The following is a 20169-nucleotide window of genomic DNA, read 5'->3' as shown; positions in this document are numbered from 1 at the left end:
TGAAAAACGTTGTAAATTAATAGCTTAATAACCAATTAACTTACATACGTTAATAGAATTGTAGTTCTTAATAACAACTACACAAATTTTAAAAAAATATTTTTGCGAATTTTCTCACTCCTACCTAATATTTAAACAGCGAGTTATCATATTTACTTAAAGTAATGCTTTAATTTGTAAAATAGCAATGTATTGCATAAATATTTTTTTTAATATAGATTTGTTGTAGTTAAAGCTACAACAAAAACATTATGGGGAAAGAAATCGAAAAACTGGAAAAGTTTGGCTTTAGCAATTATGAAGCCAGAGTTTTCTTCGCCTTGTACCAGGGTTCAATAATGAGCGCTGCAGAAGCAGCCAGGGAAGCAAAAATTCCGCGACCTTCAGTGTATGAAATACTGAAAAGTTTCTGCAAAAAAGGAATTTGTAACGAAATTCAAACACCATCAAAACAACTTTACGAAATAATTGATTCAGATGTTCTTGAAACAAAGATAGAAAATGAGATCCGTAAAGAAACTTCTTTAAGGCTTTCACTTCTTAAATCCACATTTAAAGAAATAAAACCTCTTTATAAGTCAAAATTTAAAAACTCCAAAACTGGTGATGTGGAGCTGATAAAAGGATTTAACAGGAACAGGGAAACCAAGTTCCAGGACCTGATTAAAAGATCAAAAAAAGCTATTCTTTACATGAACCGTTTTGAAGGCAATGTTTCTGATACCCTTGATTCAGAAACAAAGAATTTCTATAAACGTGGCGGCCAATTCCGTTCCATCTATGAAGCTAACGGCAACTTCAAGATCAAGATAAATAATGACTGGCAGGTTGTTTCAAAAGATCAGCTCATTTTGCTGTGCAAAAAATTTGAAAAACAGGGTGAAAAAATTCGCTTAAGCGATAACGTTCCGCAGATACTTGCTGTGTTTGACGGTAATACAGTATTCATAAGTTTATACGATGAAAGCGTTCCTAAACATGAACGTTCTGATATTATAATTCATAATAAGAGATTCGCAGGCTTTGTCACTGAAATGTTCGAATTATACTGGGATAAGTCTGAGAGTATTGAATCATTTGCAAAAACATTTATAAAAAATAATTAATTCAAAAAAATTCATAACTATTATCTATTAGGGGGATAAAAATCATGAAAGCTTTAAAACTATTTGTAGCAATATTTTTTATTTTAGCAGCAGTAAGAACAGTAACAGCTGAAGATTATACTTTAAGCGGAAAAGTAAGATACGCAGATAATAACGAAATAGTTACATCAGGTTTAGTAAGATTGTATACGCCAGAAGGTAATGTAGAAGCAGAAACAAACATAACTCCGGCAGGGGACTATATCCTTGTAGTACACCGTATTGTTACCGGTGCTGATGTTATAGGCATAGCCGATGATGAATGGGAAGATTTTGTACCGACAGGCTATCCTGATAAAGTTGATCCTGCTATGTTCACACATATTGATTTAACCGGTAACAGAACCGGAATGGATATATACGTTCAGCGCACAGCACAGAACAGACCGGGAGCTACAACAACAATCAGCGGTGTTGTTACCAATAATAATATTCCTGTGCCAAATGCAGTTGTTTATGCAAAAATGGGAAATGAATATTTTGGTTACGGAATTTCAAACAATGAAGGCAGTTATACAATTAAAAATCTGCCGGTTGGTGATTATATTTTAATTGCTCACAGGATCGGAAGCCAGTCTGAATCAATGAATATCAGCTTAACCGAAAATACAAGAGGCGGTTATAATTTTTCACTCAGATCTAAAACATCCGGTGTAAATAATCCATTTGTTTATTCACTTTCTCAGAACTATCCAAATCCGTTCAACCCAAATACCGTGATCAGCTATTCAGTAGCTAAAGAAGGTAATGTGACACTGAAAGTATTCAATGCTGCAGGTCAGCAGGTTTCTGAGCTTGTTAACATGGTTCAGCAGGCAGGTATATATAATGTGGAATTCAATGCTTCTTCACTTTCAAGCGGTGTATATTTTTATAAGCTCGAATCAAACGGCTTTACTGCTGTAAATAAAATGATATTAGTCAAGTAATAAAGCATTAACTGTTTAAATAATTTCTTATTGGGGGTTTCTACAGAATTACCTGTGGAAAAATTGAAACCCTGTAACCGGGTTACAGGGTTTCATCAATAACATACATGGAAAATAAGATCAAATACGAAATATCGGAAGCTGGTAATGTAACGGTAAAAGTTGTTGATATAATCGGTACCCCGGTACGGGTTATATTAAACGAACATAAAGATGCAGGAAGTTATGAGGTCAGCCTTGATGATGAAGCGTTATCCCCGGGGAAATATTATTATAAAGTGCTGTACACCGGTTTAAATGGTCATAACGGGCAGCATGTAAATCATAATAAAGGTGAAACCATTGCCTCCGGTCAGGTAAAAATAGAAGTATAATTCCTAATCTTATTTTTGGATTTTTGATCTAGAGATACTGATATTTTTACAGCAGTTGAGTTTAAATCTATACATAAGAACTAAGGATTCGTCATATCTTTCCATGAACGTATCTTCCACTTATCCTCAACAGATGTCCTTGCTAGGTTCATATCAACAAATCCGTAAAAATTAATAACATCATTCGGGTTAAAAGTTATTGTCAGGTTAAATCCGCGCTTAACATCAACAACCAGTGAATCGCCTTCCTGAAAAACTATATTGTTCCATATCAATCTCAGATCCTGTGTATTGGTAAATAAACCTTCAGTTGTCCTCATATCTGTTGCCCGGTCCCATGAAACATCAACTCCGAGATCGTAATCAAAGTAAGAAAATACAAAATCGGGAGCTAATGTCTGCCCGTATATACTGGTATCTTTGAAAGTGTAAGCGTATTTAAAGTTCTGAAATACACCTTCTATAGTTTTCTGGTCTGAAATAATATTCTCATTGGATTCACTGTTATCGATCCCAGGTGAAAAAGGATTGAAACAGCTTACCAGAAATATTCCGGTGCTTAATGCCAATAAATAAATAAGTATTTTACGGTTATTTCCCAATTAGATATTAATTGCTGAAATTGGCTTTAAATTCACTCCACGTAAAATCAGTGTCATTCTGCCTGAAATCTTCCCAGCGCCTTATATAAAACAATGCGTCACTTTCTGAAGCAAGTGTTAAGCTCATTCTGCCTTTTGATGATTTGGGAATGTTTCCCTGGTCATGCTGGAATACAAAAATGTAATCGGCCTGGTATTTCGCAGAATCACTGGAATACTGTGTCAGCCTTTCATTATCCAGGAACAGCACTGCTGAAGAATTACCGCCTTCCTGCCTGGATATCAGGTTATCGAAGTAATTCTTTTCGGCCTGCACACTCCAGTTATTGAATATAAACTCCCATTGCTGCTGAGACCTTGAATCAGGCACATAGCGGAATGAGTTCAATGATAAACATTTGAAATAATTATCCGAGTTCTTTTCAATTATTGAATAGCTTAAATTATCTATTACAATATCTGCAGAAGTAGGGGGGTAGAAAGTTGAACGGATGGTTTCAGGTTCCTCAGGGTCACGTGTTTCAAATATTCCGCAGCCCTGGTAAAAAATTACCAGTAAAAAATACAGCACTGTATATTTTACTGTCCTGTTGTGCATTACTTTATTTTTTGTGCAAGAATTATCATTCTTTCAGATGAAATTCTGTTGTATCTGCTGCCGGAATAATCACCGAAAGTCTTTATTATTTTCATCCCAGACTCTTTCATTGCTTCTTTTACCATTGCCAGTGAATATAATTTTATCATTTCACTGAACTCATTGATAGCAGGTGAGTTTTTTGATTTATTGTTCTTTATTATATAAATTTTTTTATAAACAGCATTGTTCTTTATTTCTCTAACCTGAATTATAACATTGCGGTTTCTTTTTTTTATATCAAACGGAACCAGGTTTTTTACCAAATTATCTTTATTGAGATAATCGAAGAAAAAATATCCTCCCTGCTTAAGGCTATTTGATATGCTTCTGAACACTTTGAAATTTTCACTGTCTTTTTCAAAATATCCGAAACTGCTGAAAAGATTTACAGCAAGGTCAAATTCATTTTTATGCTGTATGCTGCGCATATCCCTTATTTCGAACTTAAGAAGCTTATTTTGCTTCCTGTAATCTGTTTTCAGCTTCTTAACTGCTTCGCTTATCAGGAATGCTGAAAGATCGATACCCAGAACGTTATATCCTTTGGAAGCGAAGATCAGGCTGTGTCTTCCGTTACCGCAGGCAACATCAAGGATTTTAGAACCCTTTTTAAGTTTTAATGTGCGGAAGATAAGCCCTGCTATTTTTGCAGCATCTGTACTGTTCCTGTGTTTATAAAGCTCAAGGTATTCCTTGGTACTGAACCATTTTTTATACCAGTTTTCTGACATCTTTGCTGTTACAGCGTTATCCTTCCTTCAATTGCCTTGGCGATTGTTATCTCATCAGCGAACTCCAGGTCAGTACCCACGGGTATTCCCCTGGCTATTCTTGATATCTTTATATTAAGCGGCTTTATCAGTTTACTTAAATAGGTTATAGTGTATTCACCTTCAACACTCGGATTTAAAGCCAGTATTACTTCTTCAACATCTCCGCTTAATCTCATAAGCAGCTCTTTTACTTTGATATCTTCAGGACCAATCCCGTCAAGCGGTGAAATTATCCCGTGCAGCACGTGGTACTTACCTTTGAATTCATTCGTTTTTTCTATAGCGAAAACATCACCCGGCTCTTCAATTATACATATCGAATTACCGCTTCTTTTTTGAGAATCACAAATAGAACACGGGTCTGTTTCAGTTATATTGCAGCAAACGCTGCATAGCCTGATTTTTTCTTTCAGCTGCAGAAGTGCGCCTGAGAGATTTTCAACTTCTTCTGCGGGAGATTTAGCCAGGTACATAGCTATCCTGTTAGCGGTTTTCCTGCCAATACTCGGCAGCTTGGCAAGCTCTTCGGCTACTTTTTCCAGCGTTTCTGATGTCTGCATTTTATCTTTCTGTATAAATAATATTACATACCCGGCAAGTTCAATCCGGGAATATTGGGTATTAATCCTGATGTAGCTTTCTGCATTTCTTCCTGAGCCATTTTTTGAGCGGAATCAATTGCTTTGTTTACAGCTGCCACAATAAGGTCTTCAAGCATTTCGGGGTCATCCGGAGAGACTACTTCTTTCTCTATCTGTATCTTTGTTACCTGAAGCTTTCCGTTTGCGGTAACCTTAACCATTCCGCCTCCGGCTTCTTCTGTAACAAACTTATTTTCAAGCTCATTTTGTACTTCCTGCATTTTTTCCTGCATCTTCTGAACCTGTTTAAGCATCCCTGACATTGGGTTTAGCTTCATGTATCCTGCTCCTTACGAATAGATTAATTTTTTATATTTTGACAAATATAAGTAATATGAGGGTAAGTAAAAATGTAACTAATTTGCTTTTTCCTTATTATATAAATATCAGCAGTATTAGCGTTGTGCTATTCCTGTATTATATTGGAACTTTAAGTATCCTGTCTGTGATATCCCTGTTGATGGAAAGTATAACTTTTTTTCCGTTGAACATAAAAACCGATGCGTTAATTTCCATAAGCATCTCAGTCATATCTTTTTTATACTGAACGCTCTGAAAGTTGTGGTAATATCCTTTTTCGAGAGTAAGCTTTAAATTATCTTCACCCTGTTTTACATTTTTGGATATTGATTTCATAGAAAGTCCTATAAATTCATCGCGCTTAAATCCATACAGGTCGCAAGCCCTTCGGTTTACATCAATAACTGTCTCATCATCTGGAGAAAAGATCACAATGGCATCATGTGCCTGCTCGAAGAGCTTCCTGTACTGTTCTGCTGAGCTCTTTAGCTGAGATTCCATTGCTTCGAGCTCACCTATTTTTTTGTACAATTTCTGGTTTATCTGTGAAATCTCGGCTGTTCTTTCCTTTACTATCTGTTCCAGCTCTTCACGGGAAATTTCCTGGTTTTCTAAAGCGAAGGTATGAGAAGCTTTTTTAATCAGTGAAACAAACACTATTACCAGTATTAAAACACTTGCGCCGATACCCGCAAGGAATGAAATAAAAGCGAATTTAGAACCTTGTTCAGCAGTTTCTTTATTTCTTTCGAGATTTTTAAATTCTTCTTTTTTCATTTTATTCAGAAGATTTTTGATATCTATGTTTAGGATCTTTCCTTTATCAAAAATATTCTTGTGAAACTTCATATTTGTGCCTTTTATATCCTGCACCTCAATGCCATCCATAAACAGTGCGTATCTTTCAGTGATCATTGGCTTCAAAAGCTCTGCGTTTGCAAGCTGGTTTGAATTATCAAGAGAGTTTACTCTTAGCTGCTTCAGCAGGGAATCCATCCCGGTTTTGTTCCCTTGTATATCAGTAACATACTGCTTATCCCCGGTAAGGTAATATCCTCTTCTTGATGTTTCTGATTCATTTACCAGTGAATAAATATTATCCATTAATGCTGTCCGCTGAAATGTCAGCGATATAAAATCATGGTCTTCATTCTGATCTTTCATGTTCATATATGTAAGGATTGAAACCGATACAAGCACAGCAATCCCCAGTATAAATAGGAATGTGAGTGATTGTTTGTTTAAAATTGATTTGCTCATTTTATATTATATTTTTAAAAGGGTGTCTGAATTCAGTTTTATCTTTTCTTCTGTAAAAAAGGCTTCGCCGTATTTTACTCCTGCCTGGAAGCCGTAAAATTTACACCTTGCTTCAATAAATTCCAGAAAATTCTTTGAGCTGATAAATGTTTCCGGTCCCTTAGATTCTTTACCTGAATAAAACTGAGTTGAATAACATTGAACAGCTTCCATCTTCAATTTAAATGTATCTGATATATCAAATATAAAGGTTGGCTCAAAAGTATAGGTCTGCATATAATAAATATTGCGTTGTGGCCTGTATGCTTTTAACCCGGCGGTTTTAATATTCACCAGGCCTGAATAAAAGGCTGCTTCTTTTACCAGAATATGTGTATTATGATGGTCAGGATGCCTGTCGTGAAAGTGGGGAAAGAAGATAATGCGGGGTTTGTACTTTCTTATAGCCTTAATGACTTTCAGCCTGTTTGCAGGTGTATTCGTTATATTTCCGTCAGATATGCCTAAGTTTTCACGGGCAGATATGCCCAGAATTGCAGATGCTTTTTTTGCTTCAGCAAAACGCTGTTTAACCGAACCCCTGGTGCCAAGCTCACCTTTGGTCAGGTCAATAATACCTGTTTTTTTGCCTGATTTATTTAAAGCTGCTATTGTACCGCCGCAGCATAATTCTGCATCATCAGGATGCGCAGAAAAGAACAGAGCGTCTAGTTCTGTCATCTTTTTAATATAACCCCCGTTACGAATTTAATAATTATATTATTTACCTAAAAGGTTAATATATTGAAAATAATATTTTTAACTGAAACGTTTTATAGCCTTAAAGTGTTAAATTTGTAGTAAAATTGATAAATTGTTTTTATGTAAAAGTAATTGTAAATTACCTAAAATAAAGAAATTTCAGCCAAAATGAAAAAATTAATATTAGCTGTTTTATTTATTCCCGTTATTTTATTCTCACAAACTGGCCCGAAGCTTGAAGTTATTGGCGGTGAAAATATCAACACAGGAAGCCACAGGCGCGGACAGGAAGTTACTTACGAGATACAGTTTAAAAATTCAGGAGACCAGGATCTTAAAATAACTGGTGTACAGACCTCCTGCGGCTGCTCAAGCGCATTGGCAGGCAGCGATGCCGTTAAGCCCGGCGAAACCGGCTCAATAAAATTTACATTCAACGGGCAGGGAATGGGCTCAGTAACAAAAATTGTAATGATCTCAACAAATGAATCGGGTAACCCGACTCATAATGTGCAGATGACTATGAATATGGCTGACCCCGTAACATTAAACCCGGGTTCAATTATTACCGAAGGAAAAGTCGGCGATGAACTGACACAAACTGCTTCAATTCTTAACTCATTCGATAAAACAATAGATATAACAGAAATTACATCCAATACACCGGTAATAAAAATTACATCCGATAAAATGTCTATCGGTTCCGGCGAAGCTGCTTCGCTTAATATTTCAATTAAGATTTATGAAGAATCAGCAATAAACGCCGCTATTATCATTAAAACTTCCGAGGGTGATTTCCAGATCCCGGTTCTGGTAGATGTAAAAACAAATTAACAAATTAGAGCAGAAAAATTATCAAATTGAATAAGCAGGCCTTATTACAGGTTACGGGTATTCTTGTTATTACACTTCTTGCCGGAATATTTTTCAATATTTCCAATCCAAACAGGATACAGTTCATTGCAAATGAAAAAGTTGTTGATTTTTCTTCCAGTGATAGTTTGCTAAATGCTTTGAGGATTCAGGATTCTATACTTAAGGCAGCTGACTCATTGAAAAACTCTTCGAACCTGAGAAGTGATTCGCTTAAAGCTGCGCTTGAAAAACATAAACAGGATTCAATACTCGCTGCAAATAAAACCGATTCATTAAAGCGGGTACAGGATTCACTCAAAGCCGTACAGCAGAAAAAAGAAGATTCAATTAAAAATGCACAGCCAACAGAAATTGTAAAGCCTGTTGATATTAAAATTGATTTTGCAAAAGCATTATTTGATAAAAAATACCGTTTCATTGATGCGCGTGATATTTCAGACTATAATGCAGGCCACATTCAGGGCGCTATGAATATACCGTTCCATGAAATAGAAAAGTATAAGGATAAGTTTAACGACCTGCCCAAAGACCAGGTTTATGTAACATACTGCAGCGCCGCATGCGATGTAAGTATTGATATGGCATATTATATGGCGAAGCTTGGATTCAAAAAGGTATATATTTTCCACGGCGGTTGGGATGAATGGAAAAATGCGGGTTACCCAGCAAACTGATAGTTATTACATGAAAAAATTATTTCAGAATAAATATTTCATCATTGCTGCAAGAATTGTTCTTGGAGCAGTATTTATGTATGCCAGCTTCGATAAAATGGCTAACCCTGAAGCATTTGCCAATATTATAGATAATTACCACCTTTTGCCTTACCAGCTTGTGAACCCGCTGGCAATTTTTTTGCCATGGCTGGAACTTATTACAGGATTATTGCTTATTACTGGTAAGTGGGTCAAAGGTTCACTGCTGATCTATAACGCGCTTCTTGTGATATTTATTATAGCGCTGGTACAGGCATTGATCAGGGGACTTGATATTTCATGCGGTTGTTTCAGCGTAAATCCCTCTTCAACATCAGAAGTATGGCTGCGGGTAATTGAAGATATAGCTTTGTTTTTTGTTTCGTTTATGATGCTGAAATATTCATATCCTGCAAACAATGAAGAAAATGAAAAAAATAATTTAATAAATCAAACAAATTAATATTATGAACACAGGAAAAACAGGAAAGATCCTTTTTCTTATTTTAGGAATACTGATGGTTGGTGCGTTTTCAGCGTTCCTTGTAAACAAGAATTTAAGCGACCCAAAAACTCATCCGCCGGTTATGACCTTTAAGATGGAAAAAATTGATTTTGGCGAAGTTCCCCAGGGTCCTGTGGTTAATGGTGAGTTTGAATTTACCAATACCGGTCAAAGCGTTCTGGTAATTAAAAAAATAACACCTGCCTGCGGCTGCACCGGCGTTGTTGCTGATGAAAAGAAAGAATACCAGCCGGGAGAAACAGGTAAGATAAAGTTTACTTTCAACACAGAAGGCAGAAGCGGAGTGAACGAAAAAACTGTTACTATTGAAACTAATCACCCGACACAGCCTAATAAAATTGTTTCATTCAGTGCAAATATACAGGTTCCTCAGCCAAAATAACCTATGAAAATTGCCTTCCTCCAGTTTAAGCCGGAGTTACAAAACCCGGAAGCCAACATAAAAAAAACTGCGGAACTAACAGGCAGCATAAATGAAAATATTGATCTTCTTGTAATGCCCGAGCTTGCAAACTCGGGCTATTTATTTAATTCTATAGATGAGGCCTTTGCTGCCTCAGAAGAAATTCCTTCCGGGAAATTCTGCCAAACCCTTAAAAAAATATCATCTGAAAAAAATATGTTCATTGTATCGGGAATTTGTGAAAGGGCAGGGGATAAGCTGTTTAATTCTGCAGTATTTATTACCCCTTCAGGCAGGTTCTGCGTTTACCGCAAAACCCACTTATTCCTCGAAGAAAAGCTGTGGTTCTCGCCCGGTGATACCGGGCTTAATGTCTTTGAAATTGAAGGCAGTTTTGGTAAAGCTAAAGTTGGCATTATGATTTGTTTTGACTGGATTTTTCCTGAATCAGCCAGAACACTTGCGCTGAAAGGAGCGCAGATAATTGCGCATCCTTCAAACCTTGTGCTGAGTTACTGCCAGCAGGCAATGTTCACGCGCGCTGTTGAAAACAGGGTGTTCACAGTTACTGCTAACCGTACCGGAACAGAAAAGAATGGTGATAAAGAATTGTATTTTACAGGCAACAGTGTTATTGTTGACCCCAAAGGAAATTATTTAGCATCGGGGAGCAAAGAGTCAGAAGAAGTTAAAGTTGCGGAAATTAACCCGGAGTTTGCGCTTGATAAAGATGTTACTAAAATGAACAATATTTTCAGTGACAGAAGAACAGATCTTTACAGCTGAACTGACAATTATTGACTAATACTTTCTCCAGTCAATATGATCGCCTTCTTTAATATTATACTTATCGCTGAACCCTGCGTTTACTTCAACCACATACATCGAAGGCTTCATTGAGGGCAGGCTTTTTTCTGAAAACGGCTCTGTGCGCCTGTGAATCTTAACTATCTGCTTTTTGGAATTTACGAACATTATATCAAGAGGCATTATTGTGTTCTTCATGTAAAAGCTCTGGAATTCTTCAGCGGGGAAAAGGAACAGCATACCCTGGTCTTCAGGCATATTTTCACGGAACATCAGACCCAAATGGCGTGTCTCTTCGGTCTCAGCAATTTCAACATCAATTTTTTTCTTCAGGTTCTTAAGTGAATCCTGAAAATATACTTCACCCTGTTTTTTGAACTGTATCTTTGAAGCATCCTTGTTATTTACAGTATCAACCTTAATCTCGCCCGGGTCTTTTTGACATGCGGAGAAATAAAACGATGTAATAAAGTATATTAAGATAATTAAAGCCGTGTTTTTTCCTGTTGGTTTTATCATTTTTATTTTTGATAGATTAGATCAGCTGCCAAGCCTGTTTATTTCATCCCTTAATTCTGCGGCGCGCTCAAACTCAAGGTCCTTCGCCGCTTCAACCATCTGCTTACGCAGCTGGTTTATCAGCTCACGGCGCTCAGCGGGATTGTTCCTTTCAAGTGTCGGGTCAGTAAGTATAGAAAGACTTGTTTTCTTCTCTTCTGCTTTCCTTTTCCTGTTACGCTGGTCCTGCCTGCCCTTGGAATCAGCTATAACCGTTGAGCTCATTATTTCCTCAAGGGTTTTAAGCACTGTTTTTGGATTTATATTGTGCTCTTTATTATATTCTTCCTGTATCTTTCTTCTGCGCGCTGTTTCTTTTATAACTTTATCCATTGACGCAGTGATTTTATCTGCATACAGAATTACCAGTCCGTTAACATTTCTTGCAGTTCTGCCGGCAGTCTGCATCAGCGATTTTTCACTGCGCAAAAATCCTTCCTTATCAGCATCAATTATTGCCACCATCGATACTTCCGGAAGGTCCAAACCCTCACGCAGCAGGTTTACACCCACCAAAACATCAAAATTACCAAGCCTCAAGTCGCGAAGTATATCGACCCTGTCAAGTGCGTCAATTTCTGAATGCATGTACCGCACTTTTATGCCGATACCTATCAGGTAATCAGTCAGGTCTTCGCTCATTCTTTTGGTTAAAGTAGTAACCAATACTCTTTCATTTTTCTTTGAGCGAATTCTTATCTCATTTATCAGGTCATCTATCTGCGTTTTGGTGGGTCTAACTTCTATTGCCGGATCCAATAGCCCTGTCGGGCGGATGATCTGCTCAACATAAACACCCCCAGATTTTTCCAGCTCATACTCAGCAGGTGTTGCGCTTACATAAATTACCTGGTTCTGCATTGATTCCCACTCCTCAAACTTCATAGGACGGTTATCCAGTGCCGAAGGCAGGCGGAAGCCGTAATCAATCAGAGTAGTCTTGCGCATCCTGTCACCGTTATACATACCGTTCACCTGCGGCACTGTTACATGCGATTCATCCACAATCAGCAGGTAATCTTTTGGAAAGTAATCAAACAGGCATGAAGGCCTTGAGCCCGGTTCCCTTTGATCCATATACCTGGAATAATTTTCAATACCTGTACAGTATCCAACTTCCTGAATCATTTCAAGATCAAAGTTCGTTCTCTGCTCAAGCCTTTGCGCTTCTATAAGCTTGCCCATTTCCTGAAGCTCAATAACCCGTGCATTCAGCTCTTTCCTTATATCAAGTATCGCCTTTTCCTGCCTTTCAGGTGAAGTGACAAAATATTTTGCCGGGTATATTGCTACTTTTTCATCAAGACCTATTATTTCACCGGATTTCTTATCAAAATACATTATGCCTTCTATCTCATCATCAAACAGCTCTATCCTGATTGCAGTATCATCTTCATATGCCGGTATGATATCAATTACATCTCCACGCACGCGGAAAACCCCGCGTTTGAACTCAAAATCGTTTCTTACGTAATGAATATTTATCAGCTTGTTCAGCAGCTCTTTTCTGCCGATCTTCTCGCCGCGGTTTAAAACAAGTACCTGGTCAGCGTACTCCTGCGGCGCGCCTATTCCGTATATGCATGATACCGATGCAATTATTATAACATCATTTCTGCCTTCAAGCAGGGCAGTGGTGGCGCGCAGGCGAAGCCTGTCTATTTCATCGTTAATAGCTAGATCTTTCGCAATATATGTATCGGTATGCGGTATGTATGATTCAGGCTGGTAGTAATCATAATAGCTGATAAAGAACTCAACCTTGTTCTTTGGGAAGAACTTTTTGAACTCACCGTAAAGCTGCGCTGCGAGGGTTTTATTGTGTGACATTATCAGCGTTGGCTTGCCGATGTTCTTAATAACATTGGAAATTGTATAAGTTTTCCCTGAACCCGTCACTCCAAGCAGTGTCTGGTATTTATCGCCGCGCTGAATACCCTCGGTAAGCTCTTTAATAGCTTTGGGCTGGTCGCCTGATGGTTTATATTCGGATTCTAACTGGAATTTTGCCAATTATATTATAATATTTCTAAAAGGGGTGACCTTGTAAATTAAATTACTTTCTTGTAAATCCCGCAAGTGTAATGCAAACATCATCCTGCGCTGCGCGCATTTCCGTTGCATTGCCGCCAAAACCGTTCATAACAATATAAAATATCAATATTTCCTCATCTTTATCAATTACATAACCCGAAAGCGCGCTCACACTGTTTAAAGTGCCTGTTTTGGCATAAACGTTCCCTTCAGCTTCTGTGCCTATCATTCTTTTCCTTAAAGTGCCGTCTTTGCCGGCTATGGTAAGTGAGTTCATAAAGTAATCGAATAAAAACCTGTCATCATACATATATTTCAGCATCTTCATATACATATCGGCATTAACCTTATTATAGCGTGTAAGGCCGGAGCCTTCGAGTATCTCATAGGAATACCTGTCAACACCAAGCTCTGTTAAAAAAGAATTTATCACAGATTGCGCGTCTTCAAGTGTTGCTGGAGTATTTTTATATTTAGCACCAAGAAGCTTGAACATTGTAATTGCGGAATGGTTATCGCTTTCCTTAAGCATGTATGAAAGCACATCGTAAAGCGAGTGGCTAAGCTGTACTATTTCCTTAGCGCCTTCAGGTGTTGTGCCGGTGATCACCGTACCCTGAACTTCAACGCCGTAACCCGAAAGTGATGATGAGAGCAGGTTGCCCGCGCTCATAGCGCCGGTTGATTTATCAAGGCATAATGCCGATACATACGGCCAGTAACTCGGACCCGTATCACCTTTATACACACCTGAGAGCGTTTTATATACATTATCAAAGTATGATTCATCGGCAACAATGTTGCCTGTTATCTTTGTAATTCCGGCTTTCCTTACCTCATCGGCAAGTGTTTGTATATCCCCTGAATTCAGGTCAGGGTCGCCGTAGCCTTTTAAATACAGGTTTCCGTCAATTACGCCGTCTTTATAATTATTATCATCAGTATAAATTACCGTTGGTATGGAATAATTCGCACCAAGCTTTGCGTATGCTGTTACGCCAACAACAATTTTTGTTATTGAGGCTGGTATCATTGAAAGCTCAGGGTCAAGCTCATATAATACCTTGTTAAAATCAGCATGCATAACCTTGCATGATACTTTTATACCCTGGTTCTTCAGCGGCAGGCAAATTGAATCAAGCTTTCCTGAGAGCTCATCAATTTTTTCCTGCGGTATTTTTTGCGAATACGTAAATTGATAAATGAAAAGTACGGCAAAAATTAAAGCTGCTTTTAATTGCACAGGGGTTTTTAATATCCCGGTTTTATTATTGGTCATTATCAATTTATTTTAAAGATTTCTGATTGTTATTTTATTGTTTTTTTTGCTTCGTTCCAAATTGAATCCATCTCTTCAAGATCTGATTCCGTTACCTTTTTACCGCGTGTCCCCAGCTCTTCTTCAATATAATTAAAACGTTTTATGAACTTTTCAATCGTTAGCCTTAAGGCGTTCTCGGGATTTATCTCAAAAAACCTGGCATAATTTGTAATTGCAAATAAAATATCGCCAAGCTCTTTTTCGAGCTTTACCCTTGTTTCATCCGGCAGCTTGCCATCGGAGTTCTTATTGGATTCCGCTTCATGTTTGAACTCCTGCAATTCCTCATCAATCTTTTTGAAAGCGTCAAAGCTGTTGTTCCAGTCAAACCCAACCTTTGCGGCTTTTTCCTGTATCCTGTAAGCTCTTGTGAGCGATGGCAGGTTTTTAGGCACGCCTTCAAGCACTGATTTCCTTCCGGCTTCATTCAGCTTTATGTGCTCCCAGTTCTTAAGCACTTCCTTAGTCCCGCTCACTTCGGTATCACCGAAAACATGCGGGTGGCGTGTTATCATTTTGTGATTAATCGCGTTGATAACATCCTTCAGGTCAAAATGGCCGTCGCCTTCGGCAATGATAGCGTTAAATGCCACATGCAGAAGCAGGTCGCCAAGTTCTTTTTTCAGCTCATCGTAATTTTTTTCGTCAATTGCTTCAAGGGTTTCGTAGGTCTCCTCAAGAAGCAGGTGGCGTATGGAATCATGCGTCTGCTCCTTATCCCAGGGACACTCATTGCGGAGCCGCTTCATAATGCTTACAAATTCATCAAACTCTTTTACGGGATTTTCAGGCTTTAATTTATGCAATTTTAATTTTCCGATTGTTATAAATGCAAAAATAGCCATTTAAGAAGCTTAATAAAAGTCTATTTACCGGTTAAATAAGCAGGCTTAGCATAAAAAGACCCATTAGGTAGTTTCGATTTTTACTTTAACTTTTACCGATTTATTTAATTTACCTGTTTCGCACACCTCTCCTTTCAAGATACAACCGTAGGGTGTATCGCAGTCAAGCAGAATGCATGAGGAGAGGGGCAGGGGTCTACGACTCTTCGAGTCGTGGACTCGTAGAGGGTGAGGTCATAAAAAAAGCCCGGCGAACCGGGCTTAAAGAAAACTATTTTTTAAAAATTATGGTATAAAATATGTTTGCATCACTTGGTCAACACCTGCAGCTCCATAGAATGGTGTACCTGAAAGTGATAACTTTATTGGGTTTAGTTTTAATCTGACTAAACCTGATGGATTTGAAGCTGGGTCAGCATAACCGATATAATATTCTAAAACAATATTCCCGATAGGTAATGATAATGCTGTAAGATAAGCTGTTATTTCGACTTTATAAGCGTTAATACTAGTTGAAGGGTTTGAAGTAGTGTTAAACGATGTTTGACCGGCAACTTTACCTTTGATATTGGCTGTAACACCAATACCATTAATAGTTGTATTAATAGTTGTGACATTCCACTCTGTTCCCGTGGCTACATTAAAGTCGGCTACTAAATCCCAATTCGGGGATTGGGTTGAATCTATCAACTTGACCATTCCATATTGATAAAATTTACCACCATCATATCTTACGTAAAATGAATCTACATCTATTATGGTTGGTGTAGGGAATGTATCAATACTTGTTGTTCTGATCTTGAAAGCATTTGATTGACCAAAAAATGTATTTTGTTCAGCATATACCATGGTTGTTTTAATCTGTGTTCTTCGAACAGTACCATTAGTATCTAATGAATCATTTGTAAACGAATAAGCAGAACCAACCTTCATATTGATTGTTGGTACTGAACCCCCGGTATTATTTCCTCCGGTTGTTGAATCATCGCCGCAGCCCCAAACCCAAACCATTGCTGCAGTTAAAACTAAATATGAAAATAATTTTATTTTATTCATATATTTAATATTAAATTTTGTATTGATATCGGTTTAAAGAATTACCTTAGTTGATAGTGAAACAGAGAACCTCTTATCTTCAATCAATTGATTCAGTCCGTAAGTTCCAACATCAAACGTAAAATTTTTAAATTTTACTCCTGTGCCTATAGATATATAATAAGCCCCGGGTCCGCCTGCTGAAAAACCCGTCCTGACAGGCAGGTAGGGGAGCGGAAAGTATTCCGCGCCGAAGCAGTATATAACATCTGATGTATTGCCCGGAACGTCATTTGTTCCTTTAACCCAGTTGAACTCTATCATGAACTTGCTGCTTGGCCTGTACATTATACCCGCTCTGTACTTGGTCGGCATTTCGCTTGTGAATGTCGAAACTGTATCCTGGGTTTGGTAACCGCCCAGGTCATCAACCATTTGGTTATAGGTGGGGTCACCGGTCGCAACAAAAAAATCATAATACGCAAAGCTGTTTGTATCGTTGTTCGTTATTGTGTTGTAGTTCCAGGTGATTTTACCCAGATCGGTAACACTTGCAGCAATTTTCCATTCACTTCCTATTTCCAGGGCCATACCAAAGTCTAATGACCACCCGGTACCCGCAGGTTTTGGGAAAAGGTTAAAATGCGTTTCAGCACCGGAATTGTAATCAGTGAAAAAATCAGTTAAAGCTGATTGTGTGTGGAAATCCTGCTTGCCCTTGATGCTGTCAACGTGATTCTGTCCGTTGATGCTCTGAATTCCGTATGTGCTTATATTCAGCTTTGATTCATACGTTGAAACATTTCCAAACCCGTGAACCAATCCGCCTGATACGCCCACAGAAAAGCTTTTTATCCCGCTTTTTTTGAACTGCCACTGCTTGGCATAACCTACGTTATATTTCCTTATCCACCACGCAATAGCCTCGGATTGTTTCATGTTAACATCGGTGAGGTTATAGCTGCCGTTTTGGTTAAATGTAAACCCGAAAGTCAAAGGCAGGTACTCATCCCTGCTGTTAACTTCTGTGTTAAGCCCAACACGGTCAGCAATTGTTATATTCACCGCCCCGAATTTATTTTTATAATTTACTGAAAGCCATTTCAGCTCAAAATCATAGTTCACATCGGTTTTATCTGCGGGGAGAATTGTATTTCTGAAAGTAAACACTTCGTTGATATTGGTGAATAAATTCGCGAAGCGGTTGCGGTCAATAGAAAGATATTTAAGGTAGTTGTTATAGAACTCAATTGATGAATCACTGCCGTAACCGCCTCCGGCTGAAAAAACTGAAAATTCCCAGTGCGGGTCGAAGATCTTTCGTTTCTTCTTCATAACACCTTTGGTTTTTGTGATAGGAAGCGTATAATCAAAGTTTGCTGGATTTATGCCGAACGCATCATTACCCTGTGATGATACCAGAGTTGAAAATCCCATAGAGGTAGAACGCGCATTAGACCTGTCACCGGAATATAAAGTAATCACTGAAAACGTTAAAACTATAACAATAACGAAGGCTCTTACTGGCAAATTATATATTTTTGATTTACAATGTGTTAACATAACAAAATATGTCCATTAAATCAATTTTTTAATATAACCTATATTAGGTAGTTTAAATAAATACTTTAACTGTAAAAATTTATGAATAATAACTGAATTTTCTAATTTTTATATTAGCAAAACATTTTTTACTAAACCGCATATTTTGCAGGAATTTAATCCCGAAGAAAGTAACGGATCCGCTCCGCCGCCGGGCAGCATTTTTAAACAGCTAAACCCGGTAGCTTTTGTGATTGTTGTGCTGGCAGTGATATTTTTCCTGTACCAGTTCGTAGGCGGCTTGCTGGCTTTTGCAGCAGGCGATATCACAATGGATAATCCCGATGTTAAAATAACAAGGGTAATTCTCTCCTTCGGTCAGTTCATGTTCATTCTTGCGCCTGCTGTATTTTTCGCACGCTTCAGGACTCATGACTTAAAAAGCATGTTCAAGCTGAATACTCCAAAACCATCCCTGCTTTTGCTGGCTGTTCTTGGTATAGTAATGATACAGCCTTTCCTGCAGGGATATATGTATTTCCAGGAACAGCTAATAAATTCCATCCCGTTTTTAAATGATAGCCTGAAGCCTGTTAAGGATCTCTTCGATACATTTGAGAGCAGCACTATGAAAATAGTGAAGGCGCATAACTGGTTTGAATTTTCTGTGGTGGTGTTCGTAATATGTATTACTCCCGCAATTTGCGAAGAAGCGCTTTTCAGGGGACTCGCACTTTCCAACGTAAGCAAAGTTTACCGGCCCGCTAAAGCAATATTTTTTACCGGATTTTTGTTTGCCTTATATCACTTTCAGCCGTTCAATATAATTCCGCTTATTATTTTAGGATGTTTCCTTGGCTTTATAGTGTATTATTCCAATTCTTTGTATGTCGGCGTGCTTTGCCACTTCCTGAATAATTTCTTCGCTTCGTATTACATGTTTGTTTACGGAAAGCCTGAGTTCGAAACTCCGCGCCTTGCAGGTGATGAACTTACTGATACAATTGTTGCAGTAGTTCTTTCTTTGTTAATATTTACAAGTATCGTTATTCTGTATTACAGGCTTCGTGTTAAGCAGCCTGAAGATACTTTAAACGCAGGAGGTACTGCTTGAACAATACGGTTGTACGTGTTATAGTCGGCGCAATTGGTATTCCGCTTATAATTATTTCCGCTATCTTAGGCAATGAAGTTTTCCTCGTCTTCTGTACTATCCTTTCGTTTTTCTGTATGAATGAATTCTACAACCTGTTTGAAAGACCTGTAAAGCCGCCATCAAGCCTTACCAGATGGTTCGGGGGTATATCATTTCACAAAACCGTTTTTTTGATAATAAGTATACTTATCGTAATAAGCTTTTATTTTGAGCATTTCAATTATGTGCTCATATTATATTTCCTTATGTTCATGTTCCTGATAGTATCGGAAGTATTTAAGGAAGAAAAACATTTTGAAGCTGTCAGTACATGGCTGCTTTCAGTGGTTTATATATCAACGCCTTTCGGTTTGCTGAGCTTAATGGATTCAGCCAAAATGCTGGATTTCTACGGGGCAAATTATGCAATTATTTGCCTGGTGCTTGTTTGGGTAAGCGATACTTTCGCTTTCTTCGGCGGTAAATTGTTCGGAAGGCATAAGCTAGCCGAAAGAATAAGCCCCAAAAAAACATGGGAAGGCTCAATTATCGGATTTGCTTTCGTAATAATATCAGGCGTTGTGATATGGAAGTTCTTTTATCCGGGCTTTACGGTTTGGCACTGGCTTTCTGTTACGGTTATTGTCGGATTTTTCGCGCAGATTGGCGACCTGTTTGAATCACACTTAAAGCGCAGTGTAAAGGTTAAGGATTCATCCAATCTGATCCCCGGCCACGGCGGCGCTTTAGATAGATTCGACAGCATACTCTTCGCAGTCCCTGCATTATATATTTTCCTTTACATCAAAAGCATAATGTAGAAATGATCATTGCAGTACTTAGATCTTGCCGCGCAGAACGCTTGCCCGCTTTAGGCGTGGGAGTCGATGCGAAATTTTTTCTTAAACCATGAGCAATTGTCGCGCTGAGCGGAGTCGAAGCGCAATTATTAAACTTTGCGAGCGAAGCGAAGCAATCTCATTCATA

Annotated in this window: 23 protein-coding genes; 10 read left to right on the top strand and 13 right to left on the bottom strand. The window is 38.1% G+C overall.

The features are described from left to right. Positions 1-251: 251 nt before the first annotated feature. The 3 genes from J0M37_12875 (at position 252) to J0M37_12865 (ending at position 2448) form a co-directional block, all read left to right on the top strand. Positions 252-1106 carry a hypothetical protein gene (locus J0M37_12875; GenBank protein ID MBN8585976.1) on the top strand — a complete coding sequence of 285 codons (855 nt, stop codon included), beginning with the start codon at positions 252-254 and terminating at the stop codon, positions 1104-1106. A 44-nt stretch (positions 1107-1150) separates the two neighbouring features. After that, entirely contained in the window at positions 1151-2074 is a 924-nt protein-coding gene (locus tag J0M37_12870) for a carboxypeptidase regulatory-like domain-containing protein (GenBank protein ID MBN8585975.1), read from the top strand. A 107-nt stretch (positions 2075-2181) separates the two neighbouring features. Continuing rightward, positions 2182-2448 carry a hypothetical protein gene (locus J0M37_12865; GenBank protein MBN8585974.1) on the top strand — a complete coding sequence of 89 codons (267 nt, stop codon included), beginning with the start codon at positions 2182-2184 and terminating at the stop codon, positions 2446-2448. Positions 2449-2528: 80 nt separating this feature from the next. Here the strand turns inward: J0M37_12865 and J0M37_12860 are convergent, their stop codons facing one another. The 7 genes from J0M37_12860 to bshB1 all read right to left on the bottom strand — a co-directional run bounded on the left by J0M37_12860 (position 2529) and on the right by bshB1 (position 7384). After that, on the bottom strand, positions 2529-2993 hold the full coding sequence (locus J0M37_12860) for a hypothetical protein (GenBank protein MBN8585973.1): 465 nt from the start codon (positions 2991-2993) through the stop codon (positions 2529-2531). Positions 2994-3057: 64 nt separating this feature from the next. Beyond that, complete coding sequence (locus tag J0M37_12855; protein ID MBN8585972.1) at positions 3058-3648, bottom strand: hypothetical protein; 591 nt, start codon at positions 3646-3648, stop codon at positions 3058-3060. After that, on the bottom strand, positions 3648-4421 hold the full coding sequence (locus J0M37_12850; protein ID MBN8585971.1) for a class I SAM-dependent methyltransferase: 774 nt from the start codon (positions 4419-4421) through the stop codon (positions 3648-3650). Before J0M37_12850 ends, J0M37_12855 begins: the two co-directional genes overlap by 1 nt. A gap of 8 nt (positions 4422-4429) precedes the next feature. Next, positions 4430-5023, bottom strand: coding sequence for a recombination protein RecR (recR, locus tag J0M37_12845; GenBank protein ID MBN8585970.1), 594 nt, complete (start codon positions 5021-5023; stop codon positions 4430-4432). Between the two features lie 23 nt (positions 5024-5046). Next, a complete protein-coding gene (locus tag J0M37_12840; GenBank protein MBN8585969.1) occupies positions 5047-5382 on the bottom strand; it encodes a YbaB/EbfC family nucleoid-associated protein in 336 nt (111 codons plus the stop codon). 139 nt (positions 5383-5521) lie between these two features. Continuing rightward, a complete protein-coding gene (locus J0M37_12835) occupies positions 5522-6664 on the bottom strand; it encodes a CHASE3 domain-containing protein (GenBank protein ID MBN8585968.1) in 1143 nt (380 codons plus the stop codon). Positions 6665-6670: 6 nt separating this feature from the next. Further along, entirely contained in the window at positions 6671-7384 is a 714-nt protein-coding gene (gene bshB1, locus J0M37_12830; protein MBN8585967.1) for a bacillithiol biosynthesis deacetylase BshB1, read from the bottom strand. A gap of 189 nt (positions 7385-7573) precedes the next feature. On the opposite strand from bshB1, the gene J0M37_12825 reads away from it, so the two are divergent. The 5 genes from J0M37_12825 to J0M37_12805 are packed head-to-tail and all read left to right on the top strand — an operon-like array spanning position 7574 to position 10691. After that, a complete protein-coding gene (locus J0M37_12825) occupies positions 7574-8239 on the top strand; it encodes a DUF1573 domain-containing protein (GenBank protein MBN8585966.1) in 666 nt (221 codons plus the stop codon). A gap of 26 nt (positions 8240-8265) precedes the next feature. Then, entirely contained in the window at positions 8266-8955 is a 690-nt protein-coding gene (locus tag J0M37_12820; protein MBN8585965.1) for a hypothetical protein, read from the top strand. 10 nt (positions 8956-8965) lie between these two features. Further along, positions 8966-9439, top strand: a complete 474-nt coding sequence (locus J0M37_12815; protein MBN8585964.1) for a DoxX family membrane protein — start codon at positions 8966-8968, stop codon at positions 9437-9439. 4 nt (positions 9440-9443) lie between these two features. Continuing rightward, positions 9444-9884, top strand: a complete 441-nt coding sequence (locus tag J0M37_12810; GenBank protein ID MBN8585963.1) for a DUF1573 domain-containing protein — start codon at positions 9444-9446, stop codon at positions 9882-9884. 3 nt (positions 9885-9887) lie between these two features. Beyond that, a complete protein-coding gene (locus tag J0M37_12805) occupies positions 9888-10691 on the top strand; it encodes a hypothetical protein (protein ID MBN8585962.1) in 804 nt (267 codons plus the stop codon). Between the two features lie 15 nt (positions 10692-10706). Here the strand turns inward: J0M37_12805 and J0M37_12800 are convergent, their stop codons facing one another. From J0M37_12800 to J0M37_12775, 6 genes are all read right to left on the bottom strand, one after another. Continuing rightward, a complete protein-coding gene (locus J0M37_12800) occupies positions 10707-11231 on the bottom strand; it encodes a DUF192 domain-containing protein (protein MBN8585961.1) in 525 nt (174 codons plus the stop codon). Positions 11232-11252: 21 nt separating this feature from the next. Further along, positions 11253-13283 (bottom strand): excinuclease ABC subunit UvrB, encoded by a 2031-nt coding sequence (gene uvrB / locus J0M37_12795; protein MBN8585960.1) that lies wholly within the window; start codon positions 13281-13283, stop codon positions 11253-11255. Between the two features lie 43 nt (positions 13284-13326). Then, on the bottom strand, positions 13327-14583 hold the full coding sequence (gene dacB / locus J0M37_12790; protein MBN8585959.1) for a D-alanyl-D-alanine carboxypeptidase/D-alanyl-D-alanine-endopeptidase: 1257 nt from the start codon (positions 14581-14583) through the stop codon (positions 13327-13329). Between the two features lie 29 nt (positions 14584-14612). Continuing rightward, positions 14613-15470, bottom strand: coding sequence for a nucleoside triphosphate pyrophosphohydrolase (gene mazG, locus J0M37_12785; GenBank protein ID MBN8585958.1), 858 nt, complete (start codon positions 15468-15470; stop codon positions 14613-14615). Positions 15471-15755: 285 nt separating this feature from the next. Continuing rightward, positions 15756-16481 carry a hypothetical protein gene (locus J0M37_12780; protein ID MBN8585957.1) on the bottom strand — a complete coding sequence of 242 codons (726 nt, stop codon included), beginning with the start codon at positions 16479-16481 and terminating at the stop codon, positions 15756-15758. Between the two features lie 78 nt (positions 16482-16559). After that, positions 16560-18035 carry a hypothetical protein gene (locus J0M37_12775; GenBank protein ID MBN8585956.1) on the bottom strand — a complete coding sequence of 492 codons (1476 nt, stop codon included), beginning with the start codon at positions 18033-18035 and terminating at the stop codon, positions 16560-16562. Positions 18036-18213: 178 nt separating this feature from the next. Between J0M37_12775 and J0M37_12770 the strand changes: the two genes are divergently transcribed. Beyond that, complete coding sequence (locus J0M37_12770) at positions 18214-19161, top strand: CPBP family intramembrane metalloprotease (GenBank protein ID MBN8585955.1); 948 nt, start codon at positions 18214-18216, stop codon at positions 19159-19161. Then, positions 19158-20003 (top strand): phosphatidate cytidylyltransferase, encoded by an 846-nt coding sequence (locus tag J0M37_12765; protein ID MBN8585954.1) that lies wholly within the window; start codon positions 19158-19160, stop codon positions 20001-20003. The genes J0M37_12770 and J0M37_12765 overlap by 4 nt, the downstream gene beginning before the upstream one ends. Positions 20004-20169: the final 166 nt, after the last annotated feature.

The organism is Ignavibacteria bacterium, from assembly GCA_017303675.1.
Lineage (GTDB): Bacteria > Bacteroidota > Ignavibacteria > Tepidaquicellales > OLB5 > OLB5.
The sequence above is the reverse complement of the archived record's forward strand: the minus strand, read 5'-3'. Positions and strand labels throughout refer to the sequence as shown.